Origin of the sequence: Lysobacter sp. Root690 (genome assembly GCF_001427785.1) — a bacterium.
Classification (GTDB): Bacteria; Pseudomonadota; Gammaproteobacteria; order Xanthomonadales; family Xanthomonadaceae; genus Lysobacter.
This window is the reverse complement of the sequence record NZ_LMHM01000001.1, coordinates 581,276-603,108: the sequence shown is the minus strand read 5'-3', so window position 1 is coordinate 603,108 and position 21,833 is coordinate 581,276. Positions and strand designations below refer to the sequence as shown.

Sequence of the window (21,833 nt, the reverse complement as noted above, 5' to 3'; positions counted from 1 at the left end):
GCTCGCGCCGCTCCTACAGGGGGGGGGCGAACATTCGCAGCAAGCGAGTGTTCAATGCGAGACATCGCAAGCCTCGCCGCAGCTCGTGGTTTCGATCTGCAAGGTGCAATGCTCGATCTCGAAGCGCTCGTCCAGCGTCGCGCTCAGTTCGCGCCGCAACGCCTCGCCGTCCACGCCCTCGGCGATGACCAGATGCGCGGTCATCGCCGGCGTGCTCGATCCCAGCGACCACACATGCAGGTCGTGCACATCGACCACGCCCGGGGTCGAGGTCAGCACGCTGCGCACCGCCTCCAGGTGGATGCCCTTGGGCACGCCTTCCATCAACACATTGCCGGCTTCGCGCAGCAGGGTCCAGGTGCGCGGCAACACCCACAGGCCGATCAGCACGGCCAGGATCGGGTCGATCACGGTCCAGCCGGTGAAGCGGATCACGATCGCGCCGGCGATCACCGCGATCGAGCCGAGCATGTCGCTCCACACTTCCAGGTACGCGCCTTTCATGTTCAGGCTTTCGCCGCTGCCGGCCTTGAGCAGGCGCATCGCGATCAGGTTGATCGCCAGGCCGAGCGAGGCGATCACCAGCATGCCGGTGGTCGCGACCTGCGGCGGCTGGCTGAAACGGCCGACCGCTTCCCACAGGATGTAACCGGCGACCGCGAACAGCATCAGCCCGTTGACCATCGCGCCCATCGCTTCCATGCGCACGTAGCCGTAGCTGCGCCTGGCGTCGGCGGGCTTGCGGCTCAGCCGTACCGCGGTCAGCGCGATCATCAGCGCGAGCGTGTCGGTGCCCATGTGCGCGGCGTCCGACAGCAGCGCCAGGCTGTTGGTGAGGAAGGCGCCGATCACTTCGGCGATCAGGAACCCGCCGGTCAGGCCCAGCGCCCACCACAGCGGTTTTTCGTGACGGATCGCGGTCGTGCCGTGGTCGTGTCCGCTGCCCATGTCGTTTCTCCGGTTGTGAGCGCTGCCGCGCGGGCGAGCGCTCATGCAAGTGCTATTGAATCGGACCGCGCGTGAGCGGCGTGGCAGCGAAGCGGACCGCCGGATGGCGGTCCGCCTGCCGTCTTTCTATCGACTGTCGATCTGTTGAAGGTCCATCAGTGCGCGGGGGCGGGGTGTGGGGCCGCTCCGGATGCGGGCTGCGATTCCAGATCGCGCTCCTGCGCATCGTTGCGATGCAGCCAGCGGTACAGCACCGGCAACACCAGCAGGGTCAGCAGGGTCGAAGACACGATGCCGCCGATCACCACGGTCGCCAGCGGCCGCTGCACTTCCGAGCCGGCGCCGACGTTGAAGGCCATCGGGATGAAGCCCAGCGAGGCCACCAGCGCGGTCATCAGCACCGGTCGCAAACGTCCGAGCGCGCCGTCGACGATCGCGTTGTCGAGCGGGTCGCCCTGTTCGCGCAGCTTGCGGATGAAGGCGATCATCACCAACCCGTTGAGCACGGCCACGCCCGACAACGCGATGAAACCCACGCCGGCCGAGATCGACAGCGGTATCCCGCGCAGCGCCAACGCGATCACCCCGCCGGTCAATGCCAACGGCACCCCGCTGAACACGATCGCCGCATCCTTGACCGAGCCGAACGCCATGAACAACAAGGCGAAGATCAGCACCAATGTCACCGGCACCACCACCGCCAGACGCTGGCTAGCCGAGATCAATTGTTCGAAGGTGCCGCCGTAGCCGATCCAGTAGCCTTCCGGCAATTTCACCTGCGCGTCGATGCGTTGCTGCAAGTCGCCGACGAAGCCGCCCAGATCGCGATCGCGCACGTTCGCGGTCACCACGATCCGGCGCTTGCCGTTCTCGCGGTTGATCTGGTTCGGACCGAGCACCGAGCGGATCGTGGCGACTTCGCGCAGCGGCACGGTGCGCGGCGCGCCGGTGGTCCAGGTGGCGTCGCGGCTGGATTCGTCGCGATCGGCGCCGGCCGCCGGCAATGGAATCGGCAGATCCTCAAGCGCCGACGGGTCCTGGCGCAAGGTCTCGGGCAGGCGCACGACCAGATCGAAACGCCGGTCGCCTTCGAATAACTGCCCGGCGACTTCGCCGCCGACCGCGGTCGCCACCGTGTCCTGCACCGCGGCCGGGTTGAGCCCGTACACCGACAGCGCGCGGTGATCGGGTTCGATGCTCAGCATCGGCAGGCCGGTGACCTGTTCGGTCTTGACGTCGGCCGCGCCGGGCACCTGTTTGGCCACCGCTTCGATCTGCTGCGCGACCTTGAGCAACTGCTGCAGGTCGTCGCCGTAGACCTTGACCGCGACGTCAGCGCGCACTCCGGAGATCAACTCGTTGGTGCGCATCTGGATCGGCTGGGTGAACTCGAAGTTGCTGCCGGGCAGGGTGCCGGCGATGGATTCGATCTCTTCGGTCAACGCGTCCTTGGTCTTGTTCGGATTGGGCCATTGCTTGCGCGGCTTGAGCATGACGAAGGTATCGGCGACCGACGGTGGCATCGGATCGCTGGCGACTTCGGAGGTGCCGATCTTGCTGAAGACGCGTTCGACCTCGGGCATCGCCAGGAACGCCTGCTCCATGGTCTTCTGCATCGTCACCGACTGGGTCAGGCTGGTGCCGGGGATGCGCATGGCCTGCACCGCGACATCGCCTTCGTCCAGGCTCGGGACGAACTCGGTGCCCATGCGCATCGCCAGCGCGCCGCTGAAGATCACCAGCGCGGCGGTGCCGGCGACCACGATCATGCGACTGCGCAATGCCCACGCCAACGTCGGCTCGTAGCGGCGCTTGATCCAGGCCATCGCGCGGTTTTCCTTCTCGGCGACCTTGCCGCCGAGGAAGATCGCGACCGCCGCCGGCACGAAGGTCAGCGACAGCAGCATCGCGCCGGTCAGCGCGAGCACCACGGTGATCGCCATCGGGTGGAACATTTTTCCTTCGATGCCGCTGAGTGCGAAGATCGGCAGGTACACCGCGGCGATGATGCCCAGGCCGAACAGACTGGGGCGGATCACTTCGGCGGTGGCCGAGGCGGTCAAGTCATGGCGTTCGTCGTCGCTCATCTGCCGGCCGAGCAGATGCTGTTGCTCGCCGAAGCGGCGCAGGCAATTCTCGATGATGATCACCGCGCCGTCGACGATCAGGCCGAAGTCGAGCGCGCCCAGGCTCATCAGGTTGCCCGACACGCCGCCGCGGACCATGCCGGTGATGGTGAACAGCATCGCCAGCGGAATCACCGCGGCGGTGATCAGCGCGGCGCGGAAATTGCCGAGCAAGAGAAACAGCACCACCACCACCAGCAACGCGCCTTCGACCAGATTCTTCGACACCGTGGCGATGGTGCGGTCGACCAAGGACGTGCGGTCGTACACCGCATTCGCGCTGACACCCTTGGGCAGACTCGCGTTGGCCGCTTCGAGCGTGGCCGCCGCGGCCTGCGACACCTCGCGGCTGTTGGAACCGACCAGCATGAACACCGTGCCGAGCACGACTTCATGGCCGTTCTGGGTGGCCGCGCCGCTGCGCAGTTCCGGGCCTTCGCCGACGCTGGCGACATCGCGCACCCGGATCGGCACGCCGTCGCGGCGGTCGAGCACGATTTCGCCGATCGCTTCGAGGTTGGCGATCTGTCCCGGCACACGCACGAGGAACTGCTCGCCGTTGCGTTCGATGTAACCAGCGCCGACGTTCTGGTTGTTGGCCGCGAGCGCGGCGACGAGATCCCGCTGGGTCAGGTTGAGCGCGCGCAGCCGCGCCGGATCGGGGGTGATGTGGATCTGTCGCGCGTAGCCGCCGATGGTGTTGACCTCGGTGACGCCGGGCGTGTTGCGCAACTGCGGGCGGATCACCCAGTCCTGCAAGGTGCGCAGGTCGGTCGAGGTGTAAGCCGAACCGTCGGGCTTGCGCGCTTTCGGATCGGCGTCGACCGTGTACATGAAGATCTCGCCCAGGCCGGTCGCGGTCGGGCCGAGTTCGGGTTCCAGGCCGTCGGGAATCTGCGACTTCACCTGCTGCAATCGTTCGGCGACTTGTTGCCGGGCGAAGTACAGGTCGGTGCCGTCCTTGAACACCACGGTGACCTGCGACAAACCGTAGCGCGACAGCGAACGGGTGTAGTCGAGCTTGGGCAGGCCGGCCAGCGCGGTTTCGATCGGGAAGGTGACGCGCTGTTCGGATTCCAGCGGCGAGTAGCCCGGCGCCTGGGTGTTGATCTGCACCTGCACATTGGTGATGTCGGGGGTGGCGTCGATCGGCAGCTTGCCGAAACTCCACACGCCCAGGCCGATCAGCGCCAGGGTCAAGGCGAGCATCAACCAGCGTTGGCGAATCGCGAAGCGCAGGATGCGTTCGAGCATGCCGAGGTTGGGGTCGCGCTGTTGAGGCGCGGGCGAAGTGGGTGAGGGCCGGGACTCAGTGTTCATGCGAGGCTCCGGCTTTTTCGATGTCGGCCTTGATCAGGAAGCTCTGTTCGATCACCACCTGTTCGCCGGCCTTCAAACCCGACAACACCTGCACGCGGCGCGCGTCGCGGCGACCGAGTTTCACCGGCCGCGCGCTGTAGCGTTCGCCTTCGCGCACGAACACCACATCGGCGTCGTCCATGCGCTGCAACGCGGTCAGCGGCACCGCCAGGTCGACCGGCAGTTGTTCCACCGTGACCCGCGCGCGCACCGCGGAACCCGGACGCCACAGGCCGTCTGCGTTCTTGATCGACGCGCGCGCGACCGTGCTCTGGCTCGCGGTCGCGGTGCCGGGCAGGATCCGGTCGAGCGTGGTCTCCACGCCGCTGTCGTCGCCCATGCGCATCACCGTGACCGGCAGGCCCGGGCGCAGATGGGTGGCGTCCTCGCCGAACACGTGCAGGTCGACCCACAAGGTCGACAGGTCGGCGATTTCGAACAGCGCCATGCCTTCGACCGCGACTTCGCCGACCGAGGCGTTGCGCGCGAGCACCACTCCGGAGATCGGCGCGGCGATGCTGTAGGTGGTCAGGCTCAGATTGCTGTCGATGGTCGCCAGCGTCTGGCCGGCGCTGACGCGGTCGCCGACATTGGCGCGCAGCGAGCGCACCGGACCGGGGTAACGCGCGGTGATGCGCGCGACCCGGCCTTCCAGCGGCGTGAGCAGGCCTTGCACCTCGTGTTCGTCGGCGATGGTGCCGGCGCCGACCGCGGCCACGCCGATGCCGGAGCGGCGCGCGATCTCGTTGCGGATCACCGTGCTTTCGACTTCGGCTTGCTCGCCGTGGCCGGCTTCGCCTTCGGCGTGTTCGTGGCTGTCGGTGGCTTCGTCGGCGTGCTCGCCCTTGGCGGGCTTCGTTTCCGCCGATGCTTGTGCTGCGGCTTTCGGATCGGACCCGCCGCCGCACGCGCTCAGGCTCAGGGCCAGCAGGCCCGCGACGATCATCAGTTCGGGCTTCATCGGGTGGCTCCTGCGGGGATGGGCGAGGCGGCGAGGAATGACTCGCCGGTGAGGCGCTGGATTTCGATCAGCGCCAGTTGCGCGTCGAGCGCGGCGTCCAGGCGCTGCTTGCGCACCGCGACGCTTTCGGCCTGCAACAGCGCCAGTTCCAGATAGCTGATCGCGCCAGCGCGATAGGCGTACTCGGCCGCTTTCTCGGCGCGGACCAGGCGCGGCAACACGTCGTCCTTGAGCCGCGCGACTTCGAGCGCGCCGACCCGATAGCGGCCGTGCGCTTCGACCAGGGTCGAATACAACGACAGGCCCTTGGCTTCGCGTTCGATATCGAGCAAGGCCAGTTCGGCCTGCGCGCCGCGAATGCCGGGTTCGGCGCGCGCGCGCGCGCCCAGCGGCATCGACACGCTGCCGATCAGCGCCATGTCGTTGCCGTCCTGCAGACGGCGCAGGCCGACCTGCCAGTCCAGGTCGGGCGTGGCCTGACTCTGCGCCAATCGCACCCGCGCCTCGCCGATCCGGCGCGCGTCGACGAAACGGCCCAGTTCGGGATTGCGGTCGAGCAGGCCGGCCAGCGCGGTGGCGTCCTCGATCTGCGGCAACGCATACGGATCGCCGGCGACGGTGGCGAAACCCGGATCGCGCTCGCCCCACAGCGCGGCCAGATGCTGGCGCGCGGCCAGCAGGCTGCGTTCGCCGCGCGCGCGATCGAGTTCGGCGCGCGCCTGCGCGGCCTGCGCGGTCAGCAGGCCCGATTCGGGCGAGGCGCCGGCCTGCAGGCGCACGCGCGCGGCGTCGACGCTGCGCTTGCGCTGGCCGATGTCGAACTGGGCCAGTTCGATCTGGCGCTGCGCGGCGAGCACGGCGAGGTAGCGGCGCGCGGTTTCCGCGAGCAGATCCAGGCGGCGGCTTTCGCGCTCGACCGCGAGCGCGTCGATGCGGCTCTGGGCGAAGGTGCGGCGGGCGTCGAGCTTGCCGCCGCGTTCGAACACCGAGGCCAGGCTGAGGGTGATTTCGGCGCCCTGTGTGCCGCTCAGCGCGCCGCTGCCGAAGATGTTTTCGACCGACACGCCGCCGACCAGCGCGGGCCGTTGCGCGGCGACGTCGCGCTCGGCTTCGAGCACGCTGCGTTGGCCGCCGAACAGGCGCAGGTCGGGGTGGGCGTCGCCGATCCGCGCGAACGCGTCGTCGAGGGTGAACACCGAGCCGGCGCGTTGCGGCGCGACGGTTTCGGTTGGAATAGTGGGACTGGTAGGGGCGAGAGCCGGCCGCGCCTGTGCCGGAAAGCACAGCGCAGCCGTCAGGGCGGCCAAGGCCGCCGGACGTAACCGCATGGGGAATTCTCCTGAAACTCGAACGGCGCCGCGGCGGCGCGAAGCCGCACGGCGATGACCGCTGTCGACAGCGACCGGCGCGAAGCCAGCCGACCACGGCAGCGGGCCGGCGCTAGGCCGGGCTCGGGATCAGGCGAAGATGGGTGGGCGGAACGGGACCGCGGTCGGGCTGGGCACGAACGAAGTCGAGGCGGCCGGCTTGGGCGCGGCGGCGCTGCGCAGCGGCAGGCCGATGTGGAAACGCGGCATCAGCGCGGCCTGCATGGCGCAGCAGTGGCTCAGGTGCCAGCGGCTGTCGCCGCAGCCGTCGGGGTCGTGATCGGTGGCCGGGTCGGTCTGGGCGAGGTCGGTCGCCGCGTCGGACGTATCGGTAGCGCCCGCGTTGCCGTGATCGTGCGCCGCGGCGGCCGGGACGGCGAGTTCGCCGATCTCGGTCGCGAACGCCAGCACCGGCTTGATCAGCATCACCGCGATCAACACGCCGTAGGCGAGGTAGCGCAGAGCGATCGCAAGGGAGGACAGGCCGGGCATAGCGGCGATCATAGGAGCCGTGGCCGCCGCAATACAATTTCAGCGCGTCTATCGCGTTCAGGCCGGTCTCGGCCTGGATCGGCTCGCGGCCGCGCCGCGCGGGCCGCCGGATTGCGCATCGCGCCGCTCCGGCCGCAGCGTCCATAATCCGCGCCGCGTGGCAGGAGGCTCGGCATCGGGAGACGGACACCGTCGAACAGGATGGGCAAACTGCTGAGCAGCAACGCCGTCACATGCCGTACCTAGTCTGCGCGCGCAGTTCGCAGTTTCAGGGTAAGGGGTTGTGCAGTGAAGGTTGTGAGCAAGCCGGCGCGCGTGGGCGCGGCCGGTCGCTGGAAAACGACGCGTCCGATGGGCGCGCGGACGTTGTCGAACGCCGCTTCGGCGCGTTTGGCGGGTACCTGCCTGTGGCTGGCGCTGTGCCTGGGCCTGGCCGCCTGCGGCGCGGCGGCGCCGCCCGATCCGCCTCGGGCCGCGGCCGAACACGCCGACGCGGCGGCCTTGCCCGAGCCGCTGGTCGAGCTCGACGGCGAAGGCCTGCGCGCCCGCGCCGCCCAGGCGCTGCGCGAACAGCGCATCCACACCCCGGCCGGCGACAGCGCGGTCGACTACTACCTGGCATTGCGCGACAAGGAGCCGGGCCAGATCGACGTGATCAGCGCGCTCGGCGAATTGCAGCCGTACGTGGTGATCGCCGGCGAACAGGCGCTGCTCGACGACGATCTGGGCGAATCGCAGCGTCTGCTGCATCTGCTCGAACGCATGGACCCGCAGGCGCCGGCGCTGCCGCGCCTACGCGAGGGCCTGCGCGGCGCGACCGCCGCGCGCGAACGCAAGGCGCGCGAGGAAACCCAGCGCCTGCTGGCCGAACGCGCCGATGCCGCGCCCGCCGCGCCGGCATCGCGCGTGTTGCCGGGCGCGACCAGCGCCGCGATCAAGGCCGACGCGGCCGCCAGCGCGCTCGCCGCCGACGAAGCCGCGGCGCGGGCGAGCACGCCGGCCGCGCCGATCGCAGCGGCCCCGGCCCCGGCCCCGGCCGCGAGTACGCCGAGCGCGACCGCCATCGCCGGTCCGCCGGCACGCACGATGCCGCGCCTGATCGCCGATGCCAGCCCGCGCTATCCCTTGCCAGCGCTCAATCGCAAGATCGAAGGCAGCGTCGAGATCAGCTTCACCATCCTGCCCGACGGCCGCACCGGCGCGGCCCGGCTGGTGAGCTCCGAGCCGGCCGGGGTGTTCGACGACGCGGCGCTGGCGGCGGTGGCGCGGCTGCGCTTCGAACCCAGCGGCCAGTCGCACGCGGCCCGCCGTACCTTGAATTTCAAGCTGCCGTCGCGCTGAGGGCGGCGGTATCCACGCTGGTGGGCGGGGCTCCGGCCCCGGCGCTTTTGTTTGCGATCGCGGCGCTCGAGCGAAACGCGTAAGGGCCGAAGCCCGTTCCACGACGGCGCCCTGACCATCGTCCGCGAGCGGCCAACTCGCCCGTAAACCCCCGCGGCTTGGCGCGACACGCACCGAGCGGCCACAATGCGGCGCATGGAGACTTCCCCCGCCGCATCCCCCGAACTGCTCGACGCCGTCATCCGCGAAACCGGTCCGACCCCCGCCTGGAGCGTGCTGTGGCTGCACGGCCTGGGCGACAGCGGCGACGGATTCGCGCCGATCGTGCCCGAACTGCTGCGCCCGGACTGGCCGGCGCTGCGCTTCGTGTTCCCGCATGCGCCGGTGCGCGCGGTCACGATCAATAACGGCATGCGCATGCGCGCCTGGTACGACATCCGCGATTTCAGCAACTTGGCCAATCGCGCCGATGAAACCGGGGTCGACGAATCGGTGCGTCAGGTCGAGGCGCTGATCGAGCGCGAAATCGAACGCGGCATCCCGGCCTCGCGCATCCTGCTGGCGGGGTTCTCGCAGGGCGGGGCGATCACCCTGGCGACCGCGCTGCGGCGCAAGCAGCCGCTCGGCGGGCTGATCGCACTGTCCACCTACCTGCCGATGGCCGACCGCCTGATCCGCGAGGCGACCGCGGTCGCGCACACCCAGCCGATGTTCATGGCCCACGGCCAGCACGACCCGGTGGTGCCGTACCGCGGCGGCGAGATGGCCGCCGCGCGCCTGCGCACCTTGGGTTTCAAGATCGACTGGCACGCCTATCCGATGGCGCACCAGGTCTGCGCCGAGGAAATCGACGCCCTGGGCGACTGGATGTCGCAGCGGTTCGCGGCCCAGCGCTGAGCCCCGCCGACCGTGGCCGCGCCGCCCACCGGTCTGCCCCTGGCCGAGCACGAGCCCTGGCTGCCGGACCTGTGCCGGCTGCCGCGGCTGGTGGTGATGCTGAGCATGGCCGAGCTGATCGTGATCGTGCTGGCGCTGGCGCCCGACGGCACCCGCTGGGACCTGGGCCGGTTCGTCTCCTCCAGCGCGTTCGCGCTGTGGCTGGCGCTGGCGATCTCGGTGCTGCTGTGCGTGTCGCGCAAATGGCTGTCGCGGCTGCCGCCGGGCGTGGGCGGCTTCATCGCCACCGCGACCGCCGCGGCGATCGCCGCGGCCTTGGCCGGGGTCACCCACACCATCGACACGGTGACCAGCATCGGCCTGGTGCCGGCCGGGGTCTCGTTCCTGCGCTTCGTGCTGGGCACCGCGGCGATCGCGATCCTCGCCGTCGGCGTGGTCCTGCGCTACCTCTACATCAACGACAGCTGGAAGGCCCAGGTCCGCGCCAACGCCCGCGCCGAGGTCGAGGCGTTGCAGGCGCGGATCAAGCCGCACTTCCTTTTCAACAGCATGAACACCATCGCCGGGCTGGTGCGCAGCGACCCCGAAGTCGCCGAGCGCACCGTACTGGACCTGTCGGACCTGTTCCGCGCCGCGCTGGGCGCGTCCAAGAGCGATTCCAGCCTGGCCGAGGAGGTCGAGCTGGCCGAGCGCTACCTGGCGATCGAGCAGCTGCGCCTGCGCGAGCGCCTGCGGGTGGTCTGGCGCAAGCGCGAACCGCTGCCGTGGAAGATGCCGCTGCCGCGGCTGATCCTGCAGCCGCTGGTCGAGAACGCCGTCCTGCATGGGATTTCGCCGTTGCCGGGCGGCGGCGAGATCGAAATCGAGCTGACCCAGCTCAGCGATCACCTGCTGCTGCGCATCCGCAACCCGTCCCCGGCGCCGGCCGAAGCCCGCGCCGGATCGCGCCATGCCCAGCACAGCATCGTCCAGCGTCTGCGTTATGCCTATGGACCTACGGCGCGAATGACCTCAGGCTGGGAGCGGGGATACTATCTGTGCGAACTGCACGTGCCGACCGGGGTGGAGGCGCAGAGTCGATGAAGGTTGCGACGAGGCTGGCCATGAGAGTGGTGATCGCTGACGACGAACCGTTGGCGCGCGAGCGACTGCGCGCGCTGCTGGCCCTGCGGCCGGACGTGGAGGTCGTCGCCGAAGCGGTCGACGGCCAGCACGCCCTGCATGCCTGCGCCGAACACCGGCCGGATCTGGTGCTGCTGGACATCGCCATGCCCGGCATCGACGGCCTGGAGGCCGCGCGGCATCTGGCCGCGTTCGATCCGCGCCCGGCGGTGGTGTTCTGTACCGCTTACGACGCGCACGCGCTGTCGGCGTTCGACGCCGAAGCGATCGACTACCTGGTCAAGCCGGTGCGGGCCGAACGCCTGGACGCCGCGCTCGAACGCGTGCGCACCTTCGCCGCCGGCCGCGAACGCCACGACGGCGGCGAGACCGCGCCGGGCCAGATCCGCAGCCACCTGTGCGCGCGCCTGCGCGGCAGCCTGCGCCTGATCCCGATCGACGACGTGCATTACCTGCACGCCGAAGAAAAGTACGTGATCGTGCATCACGCCCGCGGCGAGGACCTGATCGAGGAATCGCTGAAATCGCTGGAGGACGAATTCGGCGAACGTTTCGTGCGCATCCACCGCAACTGCCTGGTGGCCCGGCACGAGATCGTCGAACTCAAGCGCAACGCCGAAGGCCACGTGCAGGCGGTGCTGCGGCATGGCAAGCAGCCGCTGGAAGTCAGCCGGCGGTGTGTGGCGGCGTTGCGGGAGACGCTCAAGCATCTTTGAATGCTTNTCGGGATTCGGGATTCGGGATTCGGGAATCGGGAATCGGGAATCGGGAATCGGGAATCGGGAATCGGGAATCGGTTGCGGCGCAGCCTTCCTGCCGTCATTCCCGCGCAGGCGGTTCCGCTTTAGTTGGGTGCAGCTGAATATCCAGAGCCTTCAGCGCGATCCTTCCAGACCGTCATTCCCGCGTAGGCGGGAATCCAGAGACTTCAGCGCCATCTTCCAGGCCGTCATTCCCGCGAAAGCGGGAATCCAGTGACTTCAAGCGTTCTCGCCCGAAAGGCCCTGGATTCCCGCCTTCGCGGGAATGACGAGCTATAGCAAAGCCAAAAGCAAAGCCCGCAGCCAATAGCGTCCACCCCTTTTGGCAGTCGCCCCCCAACAGCGGCGATAATGCCGCCATGAAGACCCTGCGCATCGCCACCCGTAAGAGCCCGCTCGCCCTGTGGCAGAGCGAGCATGTCGCCGACCGCCTGCGCGCCCTGCATCCCGGGCTGGTGGTGACCCTGGTGCCGATGAGCACCCGCGGCGACGAGGTGCTGGACCGCTCGCTGGCCGCGATCGGCGGTAAGGGCCTGTTCCTCAAGGAACTGGAACTGGCGATGCTGCGCGAGGAAGCCGACTGCGCGGTGCATTCGCTCAAGGACGTGCCGATGGAGCTCGAACCGGGCTTCGCGATGCCGGCGATCCTGGAACGCGCCGACTACGCCGACGCCTTCGTCAGCAACGTCTTCGACGGCATCGACGCGATGCCGACCGGCGCCCGCGTCGGGACCTCCTCGCTGCGCCGCCAGGCCCAGTTGCGCGCGCTGCGTCCGGACCTGGAACTGCGCGACCTGCGCGGCAACGTCAACACCCGCCTGGGGCGCCTGGACGCGGGCGAGTACGACGCGATCATCCTGGCCTGCGCGGGCCTGCAGCGGCTTGGCCTGGACGCGCGCATCCGCGCGCGGCTGGAATCGCCGTACTGGCTGCCGGCGCCCGCGCAGGGTGCGATCGCGATCGAATGCCGCGAGGACGACCTGTCCACCCGCGCGCTGTGCGCCGCGCTCGATCACGCCGCGACGCGTACCTGCGTCGAGGCCGAGCGCGGCATGAACCGCGCGCTGCACGGCAGCTGCCACGTGCCGGTCGCCGCGTACGCGCGCCTGGACGGCGAACACCTGCGCCTGGATGGGCAGGTCGGTTCGGCCAGCGACGGCCGCTCGGTGCGCGCGCACGGCGAGGGCCGCGGCGACGCGCCCGAGTGCCTGGGGATCGAAGTCGCGCAGAAGCTGTTGGAGCAGGGTGCGGGTGAGTTCATCGCCGATTCGTTGGGCGATGGGGGCGATCAGGATTGAGCGTTTGCGTTGATCGCGGACGCGGGCGGATCGCGGTCTGACAGACGCATTGCGAAGCCGCGACCGCGACACGTCAAACGCGGCGTAAACACCGCTTGGCGCGACTCGCCAAGCCGCAACCCTCAAAACCGCCGAATCAACTCGATCGAACTCTCCGCACTCTCGCTACCCCCACCACCATTGTTGTCGTGGCGAATCGCGAAATCGGTCTCCAGCTTCCAGTTCTGCCACACCTCCACGTCCAGCCGCACCGACTGCTTGACGAAAGTGTCGCCGCGGCCGCTTTCGACCTGCACGCTCTGGGTGAAACGCGCGCGGTCGCCGATGCGCTGGCCGAGGTTGAGTTCGCCGCGGAACACCGCGCCGGGACGGTTGATGCCGTCGTCGTACAACGGCGCCAGACGATAGCCGGCGCCGAACTGCAGGCCGATCTGGGTCGGGCCGTCGCGCACCGCCTGTACGCCGTAGCGGGTGCCGATGCGGTAATCGTTGGAATACAACGAGCGGCTTTCGCGCGAGGTCGCCGGGGCGCTGACGCCGCCGATCACGCGTTGCTGGCCGGGCAGTTCCACCTTGCGCAGCGGCGGCAGGTCGGCCGGGTCGATCTCGGGCGCGCGTTGCCGCCTCGCCATCGCCAGCTTCCATTCCTCGTCGCCGCAACGGGTCGAAAAACAGTACAGACGCATCTGCGCCGGATCGCTCGCAATCGCGATCAGGATCGGGTCGCCACCGAAGGCGGGATTCGGCAATGTCACCAGAGGCGCGCCCAGCAGGGCGAGCCCGATTGCACCGAGCATCGTCTGAGTCAGGCTGGAAGTACGGCCCAGGATAATGCCATGAAACCGATTACAGACCTGCGACGCCGGGCACGCCGGATAGGTTCGATTAATCCTGTGATGGCACGCAAGTGATTGATGCGAATGGCTGAAAGCCTTGTGGCGCGGGGCGTTCGCCGGGTTCGTGCCCGCGATCGATGGCCCAGTGGCTCAGTAGTACAGCGTCACCAGATGTTTGGCCTGGGCGAAGAACAGCCAGCGCTCGACCAGTGTCCCCAGCAGCACGCACAGCGCGGCCAGCGCCATCGCCGCCGTAGCCATCGCTGGCGCGCCCAGCGCCAGCAGCGCCAGCGCGAACGGTGCGAATGCGAACAGGGTCAGCGCGATCAGCCGCAGCTTGCGCCCGTGTTTGCGCGCGAGCACGTAGCCCATCTCGCGGGTGAGGTAGTTGTCTTCCGTGTGCGGGCGTTCGAACACCGACAGCTCTCGATCCGGCAGGCCGACTGCATCGCCGCGGCTCAACGGCAACGGCGTGCGGTCGATCGCGCGCCAGTAGCCGAGCTTGAGCGCGCCGGTCAGCGGCGCCAGCAGCGCGACCGCAATGATCGTGGCCGGCGCGGTGAATCGGCCGCCGGCCAGCACCGGCAACAACGCCGCGCCGCTGAGCAAAGCGAAGCTCAGGTACACCGGCACCACCAGCCAATGCCGCCACGCCGGAATCGGCTTGAGCGAGGCGTAGATCATCGCCGTGCAGGCCACGGTGAGCAGCGCGCACACCACCACCGCCGCCGACAGCAGCATCGGCATCGCCGCGCCGCTTTTGCGCACCACGCCCAGCAGCAAGCCCAACGCGGGCAAGTACGCGACGACCGCCATCACGCCCTCGCGCGACAGCCATGAGGTCCGCCATTGCGAGAACGCGCGCCAGGCGCGTAGCGGTTTGCCTAGGTGCAGGGTCGAGCTGAGCAGGCCGACGCTGACCAGGGCCAAGGCGGCGAACATCGCGAGCGCGAATATGCGCATGGGCTCGACCGGCGATCCGCCGGCGTAGTGGTAAAAGGCGATCGCGCCGATCCACGCCATCAGCCCATAACCGGCGCCCGACAAGGTGGTGAAGAAAATGACCGAGAACGCCGGGTGCATATCAGCCTGCGCGAGCGAAACGAAGGAAAATGAAATTCACGCAGGCGCGTGCGCGCACGCACTCGCCACGCCCGCCATCGAGCAGTCGCTGCATACCGCGCAGACGCATCATCGCGACAGCACCCGATCCAGCCAGCGCAGCACCGTCGGCAAGGCCTGGGTGTCCAGCGTTTCCGCGGCCGGCGCCGTTTCCGCCGCACCGACGCGGCGCGCGCGCGGCGGCAGGTATTTGTTGGTCGGTTGATAACCCAGCGACGCCATCAAGTCGACGCCGCCGCGTTCGGCGACCAGTTTCGACACCTTCGATTCCGGATCGGCGAGATCGCCGAAATGGCGCGCGCGGGTCGGGCAGGCCTGCACGCAGGCCGGCTGGCGTTCGGATTCTTCAAGATTCTCGTTGTAGATGCGGTCGATGCACAGCGTGCATTTCTTCATCACGCCTTCGACCGGGCTGTACTCGCGCGCGCCGTACGGGCAGGCCCAGGAGCACAGCTTGCAACCGATGCACTTGTCCTCGTCGACCAGCACGATGCCGTCCTCGGCGCGTTTGTAACTGGCGCCGGTCGGGCACACGGTCACGCAGGCCGGTTGTTCGCAATGCAGGCACGAGCGCGGGAAGTGCAGGGTCATCGCCGGTTGCGGCGCGGTGTCGACGGCCGCCGCGGCGCTGCCGCAGCCGCGCACCGGGTCGGCGATCGGCAAGGCGGCGACGGCGGTGGCTTCCACCTCGTAGCTATGGACGCGATTGAACCAGACGCCCGACGGATCCTTGCCATACGGTTTTTCATCGGTCAGCGGCGCGGAAAAGCCGCCGGCGTTCCATTCCTTGCAGCTCACCGCGCAGGCGTGGCAACCCACGCAAGTGTCGAGGTCGATCACCAGACCCAGTTTCTTCTTCGACGGCGGCGGCAGACCGGTCATCGTTTTCTCCCGGTCGAAATCAACCACACGCCCAGCGCGAACACGGCCAGGCCGATGCTCACGCTCGGCATCAACGCGATCAGCACCGGCGTTACCGAGCCGTTGGCGCTCGCGGCCGCGTCGCGGGTCGGATCGAACATGCCCAGGCCCAGCAACAGCACCAGGCCGAAGCTCAGCGCGATGCACAACAGGCCGGCGAATACGCGCACCGGTTTCATGATTGCTCCATAAAAATTCGAACCCGCGCGGCTGTCGACACGGCGCGAGGTCGGCGCAAACGATGTCGGCGGAACCATGGGTCGACGATGCATCCCTTCATCGGTTTTTCCTGAACTGCGCGCCATAGCGCAAGGGCCGATCGTCGGCGGGTTCGAACGACAGCGCGGCGAACTGCGGCTGCGACACGGCCTGCGTATCCTCGGCCGCATCGAGCTTGCGGATCGACACGCGCAGATCGAACCAGGCTGCCTGGCCGGTGACCGGGTCGGCGTTGGCGTAGTTGCCCTTCGGCGTAATGTCGGAAATCAGGTGATTGAGCAGGAAACCCTTGCGGCTTTCCGGCGCGTCCTTGTTCAAGCGCCAGGCGCCGCGGCGCTTGCCGATCGCGTTCCAGGTCCAGACCGTGTCGGGCTGCACGTTGGCGGCGAATTTCGCCTGCACTTGGATGCGGCCGTGATGCGATTGCACCGCGATCCAGTCTTCGTCGGCGATGCCGTGGCGCGCGCCGGTGTCGGGATGCAGGTACAGGAAATTGCGCGTGGTGATCTGCCGCAGCCAGGCGTTCTGCGAACCCCAGGCGTGGTACATGAACATCGGCCGCTGGGTCACCGCGCTGAGCGGGAAACGGGTGGCGCCGTCGGCGATCTGCGCGCCTTCGAACGGCTCGTACCAGATCGGCAGCGGATCGAAATAGGTCGCGACCCGTTCGCGGTGTTCGGCCGGCGGCTGCTTGTCGCCGTGGCCCTGCGCGGCGAGGCGGAACTTCTGCATAGTCTCGGAATACAGCTGCAGCACGATCGGATCGGCGTGGCCGAGAAAGCCCATCTTCTGCGCCCAGTCCAGATAGCCGCGGTTGGCCATCTTGAAGTAGCGCGCCGACTCGGGCACATGGCTGCGCCAGAAGCCGCCGTTGTCGATGTAGCGTTGCAGTTGCTCCGGATTCGGCGGGCCCTTGGCTTCGAGTTCGCCGTGTTCGCCGCGCCAGCCGGCGAGCAGACCGACCCCGGGCGCGCGTTCGTGACGCACGATGTAGTCGGCGTAATCGCGATAGCGCGGGCTGCCGTCGTCGAGCACCATCCCGGGCAGGCCCAGGCGCGCGCCGATATCCAGCAATACCGACTGGAAGCCGCGCACGTCGCGCGCTTCGTCGCCGGCGTGCAGGCGTTGGGTGGCCGAATCCACGATGGGATGGCGTATCGCGTCGCAGGCCGAATCGGCGTCCGAGATCGGCCGGTCGAGCAGGCTGATCGCGTCGAAGCGTTCCAGATAGGTCGTGTCGGGCAGGACCAGATCGGCGTACGCGGTCATCTCCGAGGCGTAGGCATCGGCGTAGATGATGCGCGGGATGCGGTACTCGCCGTCCTCGCCGCGATCGGTGAGCCAGCGCATGGTCTCGCCGGTGTTCATCGCCGAGTTCCAGCTCATGTTGGCCATGAACATCATCAGCGTGTCGATCTTGTACGGATCGCCGGCCCAGGCGTTGCGGATAACGGTGTGCATCATGCCGTGCGCCGACAGCGGATAGGCCCACGAGAATGCGTGATCGATGCGGCGCGGCTGGCCGTGTTCGTCGACGACGAGATCTTCGGGGCCGTGCACGAAACCGAGCGGTGCGGCGTCCAGCGCACCGTTGGCTTGACGCTGTTTTCCGGGTCGGTTCGGTGGTGGCAGCGGTTTGGGGAACGGCGGCTGATAGCGGAACGAACCGGGCGTGTCGACCGCGCCGAGCAGCAACTGCAACAAGTGCAGCGCGCGGCAAGTGTGGAAGCCGTTGCTGTGCGCGCTGATGCCGCGCATCGCGTGCATGCTGACCGGCCGGCCGACCATCTCACTGTGTTCGCGGCCGTGCGCGTCGGTCCAGGCGATCGGCAGCCTGACCGGGTTATCGAATGCGGCGTCGGCAAGTTCGCGGGCGATGCGGCGGATGGTGTCGGCGGGAATGCCGCAGCGTTCGCTGACCGCGTCGGGGGCGTATTGCGGGTCGAGGTAGCGTTCGACCAGTAGATGGAACACCGGCACCGCGCGGCGGCCGTCGGGCAGGGTGTATTCGCCTACGACGGCGGGGGAGATGTCGATAGTGTCGGCGGGGTGGGCGCGGCCCTCACCCCGGCCCTCTCCCGCGGGCGGGAGAGGGGGCTCTTCGGCGGTGTTCGAGCCGTCGTGATGTGGCGCATCTTCGGATGCATGCACTGCATCCGATCGCTCCGCAACTGTTCCCTCTCCCGCTTGCGGGAGAGGGCCAGGGTGAGGGCCACTCACCCAACACAACGCACGCCCCAACTCATCGCGCGCAAACAACCCATCATCCGCGCCACCCGGATTGCGGATCACCAACCAATGCGCATTCGCATAGCGCACCAGGTAATCCAGATCGATCCGGTCGGCCTTCAACAACTCGTGGATCAGCGCGAACGCGAACAAGCCATCGGTGCCGGGCCGGATCCCGATCCACTCGTCGGCGATCGCGCCGTAGCCGCTGCGAACCGGATTGACCGCGACGATCTTCGCGCCGCGCGCCTTCAACTTGCCAAGGCCGAGCTTGATCGGGTTGGAGTCGTGATCCTCGGCCACGCCCCACAGCATCAGATAACGCGAATGCTCCCAGTCGGGTTCGCCGAATTCCCAGAACGAGCCGCCCAGCGTGTACAACCCGCCCGCGGCCATGTTGACCGAGCAGAACCCGCCGTGCGCGGCGTAGTTGACCGTGCCGAACTGCTGCGCCCACCAACCGGTCAGCGCCTGCGACTGATCGCGGCCGGTGAAGAACGCCAGCTCGTCGGGATTGCGTTCGCGGATCGGTGCCAGCCAGCCGGCGGCGATGCCCAGCGCTTCGTCCCATTCGATCTCGCGGAATTCGCCCTTGCCGCGCTCGCCCACGCGCAACAACGGTTTGCTCAGCCGCGCCGGCGAATAGTGCTGCATGATCCCGGCCGATCCCTTGGCGCACAGCACGCCCTGGTTGACCGGGTGATCGGGATTGCCCTGGATGTAACGGATCTTGCCGTCGGCCAGCCACACCTTGATGCCGCATCGGCATGCGCACATGTAACAGGTCGTGGTCTTGACCTCATCGCCGGGCGAAGGCGACAGGTCGATGGCTGGCTCGGAGGGAGCGTGCTCTCGCATCGCGCCATTGTGCCTGCCGCGCCGGAATCCGGCGAGCGCGGCGACGATTGTTGTCCTCGCCGCGACGGCCCGCCCATACTGGCCGGCCGCGGCACGACGCCCGAGGAGCAATCGCGCATGGGGTTCTTGTTCGGGTTCGCCTATTACGGTGGCTTGCTGTGGGTGGCGCTCGCGCTGGCCTGGGTTGGCTATGAACAGCGCAAACGCCGGCCGGGATTCAATCGCTGGTATATAGCCGCGTGCGTCTCGGCGGCGCTGGGCGCCGCGGCCTGGTACGTCCTGCAGCAAATGGGCGCGGCGATGCGCAGCGCCGGCGGCTGACGCTGCGCGCGTCCATCGCAGTCGCAGTCCATGCGACCGCGATGGTGCCTAATGTCACTTCACCGCCGGGACCTGAATCTTGATACTGGGGTCGTTGAAACGCGAATACTTCAAGGTCGAGGTGTACTGCTTGCCGTTGACGTCGGCGATGTTGACCGATTGCACCGGATAACCGTCGGCGTTGACCCAGAAGGTCGAGGAGGACTTGGGTTGGGTGTTGTCGATCTTGTACTTCTTGGTCGCCACGCCGCCGAGGTTCTCGGTGCCGGCCGCGGTCACCTTGAGGGTCGCCAGATTGCCGAGGACTTTGTCGCGGGTACGCAACTGGGCGATGCCGCCGTTGGGCGCGGCCTGTTTGCTGGTCTTGCCCTGCATGGTCAGGTACAAGGTGTTGCCGATCATGATCTGCTCGCCCATCGTGCCCATCTTCACGCGCATGCGGTCGGGGGCGACGAAGTCGGTTTCGGTGCCCGGTCCCGGGCCCATGCTCATGACGGCGTGGTAGCTCTTGGCGGCGAGGAATTTGTCGACTGCGGCCACGACCTCCTCTTTCGGTCCGGCCCAGGCCAGACTGGAGGCGCTCAGAGCGAGCAGCAGCACCGGGGTGGTCAGCGTTGCGGATAATGAGGTCTTGATCACGTAGGATCCTTAGGTTCGATGGTGGCGGCCGGACAGAGGCCGATGCCATGCTAGTTGTGTCCCCACCGCCTCTACCAGACCCTGCCGACATGGAACGTATCGAACGCATCCACGCGCTGCACCGGATTCTCACTGCGGCCAGGTATCCGGTCACAGTTCAGCGCCTCCAGGAGGACCTGGAGTGTTCGCGCGCGACCGTCTATCGGGATCTGGCCTACCTGCGCGATTACCTGATGGCACCGGTGGTCGGCAACGGCGAGGCCGGTTTCCGCTACGACACCAGCGAAGGCGATCGCTTCGAGCTGCCCGGCCTGTGGCTGAGCTCGGAGGAGCTGCATTCGCTGCTCGCCGCGCAACAGTTGCTGATGCGCAGCGGCGGCGGGGTGCTGTCGAACGCGCTCGCGCCGTTGCAGCAACGCATCGAAAAACTGCTCGACGAACACGCCGGCGGCCGGCGCCTGCCGGTCGAGCGCGTGCGGGTCATCCCGCACCGCACCCGCCGACTCGACGAAACCGCGTTCCGCGCCGTCGCCACCGCGGTGCTCGATCGCAAGCCGCTGACGTTCGAATACCGCGCGCGCTCCACCGACGAACGCACCCGTCGCAGCGTGTCGCCGCAGCGGCTGACCCACTACCGCGAAAACTGGTACCTCGACGCCTGGGATCACGAGCGCGACGCCTTGCGCAGCTTTTCGGTCGACCGGATCAGCGCGGCCAAGATCGGCGACGTGCCGGCGCGCGATGTCGCCGACGAGGAACTCGATCAGCACCTGGCCTCGAGCTACGGCATTTTCTCTGGCGCGCCCAAGGGCTGGGCGACCATCGTGTTCAGCGCCAAGGCCGCGCGCTGGGTCGCCGACGAACACTGGCATTCGCAGCAGCAGGGCCGCTTCCTGGCCGACGGCCGCTACGAACTGAAAGTTCCGTACAGCGCCGGGCGCGAACTGCTGATGGACGTGATGCATTACGGCAGCGACGCGGAAATCGTCGAGCCGGTGGTGCTGCGCGAGCAGGCCAAGTCGATGCTGGAACTGGCGTTGAGCAACTACGGCCACTGATGCCCGGCGCCGATCCTCCGCGTATCGAAAAAGGCGAAGCCGTCGCGCTGGTGCTCGGCGCCGGCGGCGCGCGCGGGCTGGCCCAGATCGGCGTGATCGAAGCGCTGCAGGCGCGCGGGCTGCGCATCGTCACCGTCGCCGGTTCCTCCAGCGGCGCGCTGGTCGGCGGCTTGTTCGCGGCCGGCAAGATGGAGGTCTATCGCGACTGGTTGTTCGGCATGAGCCGCACCGCGATGCTGCGCCTGCTCGATCCGGTGTTCGGCCAATCCTCGCTGTTCCGCGGCGAGCGGCTGATGGACAGCCTGCGCGAACTGGCCGGCGAGCCGCGCATCGAGGACCTGCCGATCGGCTTCACCGCGGTCGCGGTCGACCTGATGCGGCAGCGCGAAGTGTGGCTGCGCGAGGGCGACCTGTGGGACGCGATCCGCGCCTCGATCGCCATCCCGGGCGTGTTCACGCCTTACGAATTGCACGGCCGCGAACTGGTCGACGGCGGCCTGCTGGCGCCGTTGCCGATCACTGCGACGCGTCTGTCCGACGCGCATCGTCTGGTCGCGGTCGACATGCACGGCTGGCCCGCGCAACCGCCCGGCGCGTTGGCCCAGCACAATGGCGGCGGCGTGCTGACCACCCAGGGCGGTGGCGACGCCAAGCCGCCGTCGTTGTTCAACCACTGGTTCCGGCGCAAGGCCACCGAATTGCCCGACGAGGTCGAGGAAGACGCGCCGCGCGAGATGGGCTTCACCGAATTGATGGCGCGTTCGCTGGACACGATGCAGGCGCAGATCGCGCGCGTGCAGCTGGCCCTGGACCCGCCCGAACTGGTGATCCGGATTCCGCGCGACGCCTGCCAGTTCTACGAGTTCTGGCGGGCCAAGGAACTGATCGAGATCGGCCGCGAGGAAGCGGAGAAGGCGTTGGATAAGGCGGGGTATTGATCCAATGGATCACCTCTCCC

General features: G+C 68.3%; 20 protein-coding genes. 9 read left to right on the top strand and 11 right to left on the bottom strand.

Features of this window, described 5'->3' with window-relative positions; all coding sequences use genetic code 11:
* Positions 1 to 51: 51 nt before the first annotated feature.
* The 5 genes from ASD86_RS02655 to ASD86_RS02635 form a co-directional block, all read right to left on the bottom strand.
* Complete coding sequence (locus tag ASD86_RS02655) at positions 52 to 948, bottom strand: cation diffusion facilitator family transporter (RefSeq protein ID WP_056106542.1); 897 nt, start codon at positions 946 to 948, stop codon at positions 52 to 54.
* Between the two features lie 155 nt (positions 949 to 1,103).
* Positions 1,104 to 4,328: a CusA/CzcA family heavy metal efflux RND transporter gene (locus ASD86_RS02650; protein ID WP_056106540.1), complete on the bottom strand. Its 3,225-nt coding sequence runs from the start codon at positions 4,326 to 4,328 to the stop codon at positions 1,104 to 1,106.
* Between the two features lie 55 nt (positions 4,329 to 4,383).
* Positions 4,384 to 5,394, bottom strand: coding sequence for an efflux RND transporter periplasmic adaptor subunit (locus tag ASD86_RS02645; protein ID WP_082577989.1), 1,011 nt, complete (start codon positions 5,392 to 5,394; stop codon positions 4,384 to 4,386).
* A complete protein-coding gene (locus ASD86_RS02640; RefSeq protein ID WP_056106530.1) occupies positions 5,391 to 6,722 on the bottom strand; it encodes a TolC family protein in 1,332 nt (443 codons plus the stop codon). Before ASD86_RS02640 ends, ASD86_RS02645 begins: the two co-directional genes overlap by 4 nt.
* 129 nt (positions 6,723 to 6,851) lie before the next feature.
* On the bottom strand, positions 6,852 to 7,253 hold the full coding sequence (locus ASD86_RS02635) for a hypothetical protein (RefSeq protein ID WP_056106528.1): 402 nt from the start codon (positions 7,251 to 7,253) through the stop codon (positions 6,852 to 6,854).
* A 288-nt stretch (positions 7,254 to 7,541) separates the two neighbouring features.
* On the opposite strand from ASD86_RS02635, the gene ASD86_RS02630 reads away from it, so the two are divergent.
* The 6 genes from ASD86_RS02630 to hemC all read left to right on the top strand — a co-directional run bounded on the left by ASD86_RS02630 (position 7,542) and on the right by hemC (position 12,672).
* Complete coding sequence (locus ASD86_RS02630; RefSeq protein WP_157476045.1) at positions 7,542 to 8,594, top strand: TonB family protein; 1,053 nt, start codon at positions 7,542 to 7,544, stop codon at positions 8,592 to 8,594.
* Between the two features lie 195 nt (positions 8,595 to 8,789).
* Positions 8,790 to 9,491 carry a carboxylesterase gene (locus ASD86_RS02625; protein WP_056106524.1) on the top strand — a complete coding sequence of 234 codons (702 nt, stop codon included), beginning with the start codon at positions 8,790 to 8,792 and terminating at the stop codon, positions 9,489 to 9,491.
* A 96-nt stretch (positions 9,492 to 9,587) separates the two neighbouring features.
* Positions 9,588 to 10,574 (top strand): histidine kinase, encoded by a 987-nt coding sequence (locus tag ASD86_RS02620; protein WP_082578044.1) that lies wholly within the window; start codon positions 9,588 to 9,590, stop codon positions 10,572 to 10,574.
* 20 nt (positions 10,575 to 10,594) lie between these two features.
* On the top strand, positions 10,595 to 11,329 hold the full coding sequence (locus tag ASD86_RS02615; RefSeq protein WP_056106522.1) for a LytTR family DNA-binding domain-containing protein: 735 nt from the start codon (positions 10,595 to 10,597) through the stop codon (positions 11,327 to 11,329).
* A 7-nt stretch (positions 11,330 to 11,336) separates the two neighbouring features.
* Positions 11,337 to 11,591 (top strand): hypothetical protein (locus tag ASD86_RS27655; protein ID WP_235567638.1); only part of this gene is annotated, 255 nt, incomplete at its 5' end.
* 142 nt (positions 11,592 to 11,733) lie between these two features.
* Positions 11,734 to 12,672, top strand: a complete 939-nt coding sequence (gene hemC, locus ASD86_RS02610; RefSeq protein ID WP_056106520.1) for a hydroxymethylbilane synthase — start codon at positions 11,734 to 11,736, stop codon at positions 12,670 to 12,672.
* Between the two features lie 122 nt (positions 12,673 to 12,794).
* Here the strand turns inward: hemC and ASD86_RS02605 are convergent, their stop codons facing one another.
* The 5 genes from ASD86_RS02605 to ASD86_RS28245 all read right to left on the bottom strand — a co-directional run bounded on the left by ASD86_RS02605 (position 12,795) and on the right by ASD86_RS28245 (position 18,857).
* Positions 12,795 to 13,469: a DUF481 domain-containing protein gene (locus ASD86_RS02605; RefSeq protein WP_056106518.1), complete on the bottom strand. Its 675-nt coding sequence runs from the start codon at positions 13,467 to 13,469 to the stop codon at positions 12,795 to 12,797.
* A 189-nt stretch (positions 13,470 to 13,658) separates the two neighbouring features.
* The gene (locus ASD86_RS02600; RefSeq protein ID WP_056106516.1) at positions 13,659 to 14,591 is read right to left on the bottom strand and encodes a DmsC/YnfH family molybdoenzyme membrane anchor subunit; all 933 of its coding nucleotides are present in this window, start codon (positions 14,589 to 14,591) and stop codon (positions 13,659 to 13,661) included.
* 108 nt (positions 14,592 to 14,699) lie between these two features.
* Entirely contained in the window at positions 14,700 to 15,512 is an 813-nt protein-coding gene (locus ASD86_RS02595; RefSeq protein WP_056106514.1) for a 4Fe-4S dicluster domain-containing protein, read from the bottom strand.
* Positions 15,509 to 15,730: a hypothetical protein gene (locus ASD86_RS02590; protein WP_056106511.1), complete on the bottom strand. Its 222-nt coding sequence runs from the start codon at positions 15,728 to 15,730 to the stop codon at positions 15,509 to 15,511. The genes ASD86_RS02595 and ASD86_RS02590 overlap by 4 nt, the downstream gene beginning before the upstream one ends.
* 97 nt (positions 15,731 to 15,827) lie before the next feature.
* Positions 15,828 to 18,857: a molybdopterin oxidoreductase family protein gene (locus ASD86_RS28245; RefSeq protein WP_056106509.1), complete on the bottom strand. Its 3,030-nt coding sequence runs from the start codon at positions 18,855 to 18,857 to the stop codon at positions 15,828 to 15,830.
* Between ASD86_RS28245 and ASD86_RS26345 the strand changes: the two genes are divergently transcribed.
* Positions 18,846 to 19,178, top strand: coding sequence for a hypothetical protein (locus ASD86_RS26345; RefSeq protein WP_157476043.1), 333 nt, complete (start codon positions 18,846 to 18,848; stop codon positions 19,176 to 19,178). The two genes, ASD86_RS28245 and ASD86_RS26345, sit on opposite strands and share 12 nt — an antisense overlap.
* A gap of 54 nt (positions 19,179 to 19,232) precedes the next feature.
* On the opposite strand, the gene ASD86_RS02575 is transcribed toward ASD86_RS26345, so the two are convergent.
* A complete protein-coding gene (locus ASD86_RS02575; RefSeq protein ID WP_056106506.1) occupies positions 19,233 to 19,817 on the bottom strand; it encodes a hypothetical protein in 585 nt (194 codons plus the stop codon).
* 89 nt (positions 19,818 to 19,906) lie between these two features.
* Between ASD86_RS02575 and ASD86_RS02570 the strand changes: the two genes are divergently transcribed.
* Both ASD86_RS02570 and ASD86_RS02565 read left to right on the top strand, forming a co-directional pair.
* The gene (locus tag ASD86_RS02570) at positions 19,907 to 20,875 is read left to right on the top strand and encodes a YafY family protein (protein WP_036114817.1); all 969 of its coding nucleotides are present in this window, start codon (positions 19,907 to 19,909) and stop codon (positions 20,873 to 20,875) included.
* Positions 20,875 to 21,813 (top strand): patatin-like phospholipase family protein, encoded by a 939-nt coding sequence (locus tag ASD86_RS02565; protein WP_056106504.1) that lies wholly within the window; start codon positions 20,875 to 20,877, stop codon positions 21,811 to 21,813. The genes ASD86_RS02570 and ASD86_RS02565 overlap by 1 nt, the downstream gene beginning before the upstream one ends.
* Positions 21,814 to 21,833: the final 20 nt, after the last annotated feature.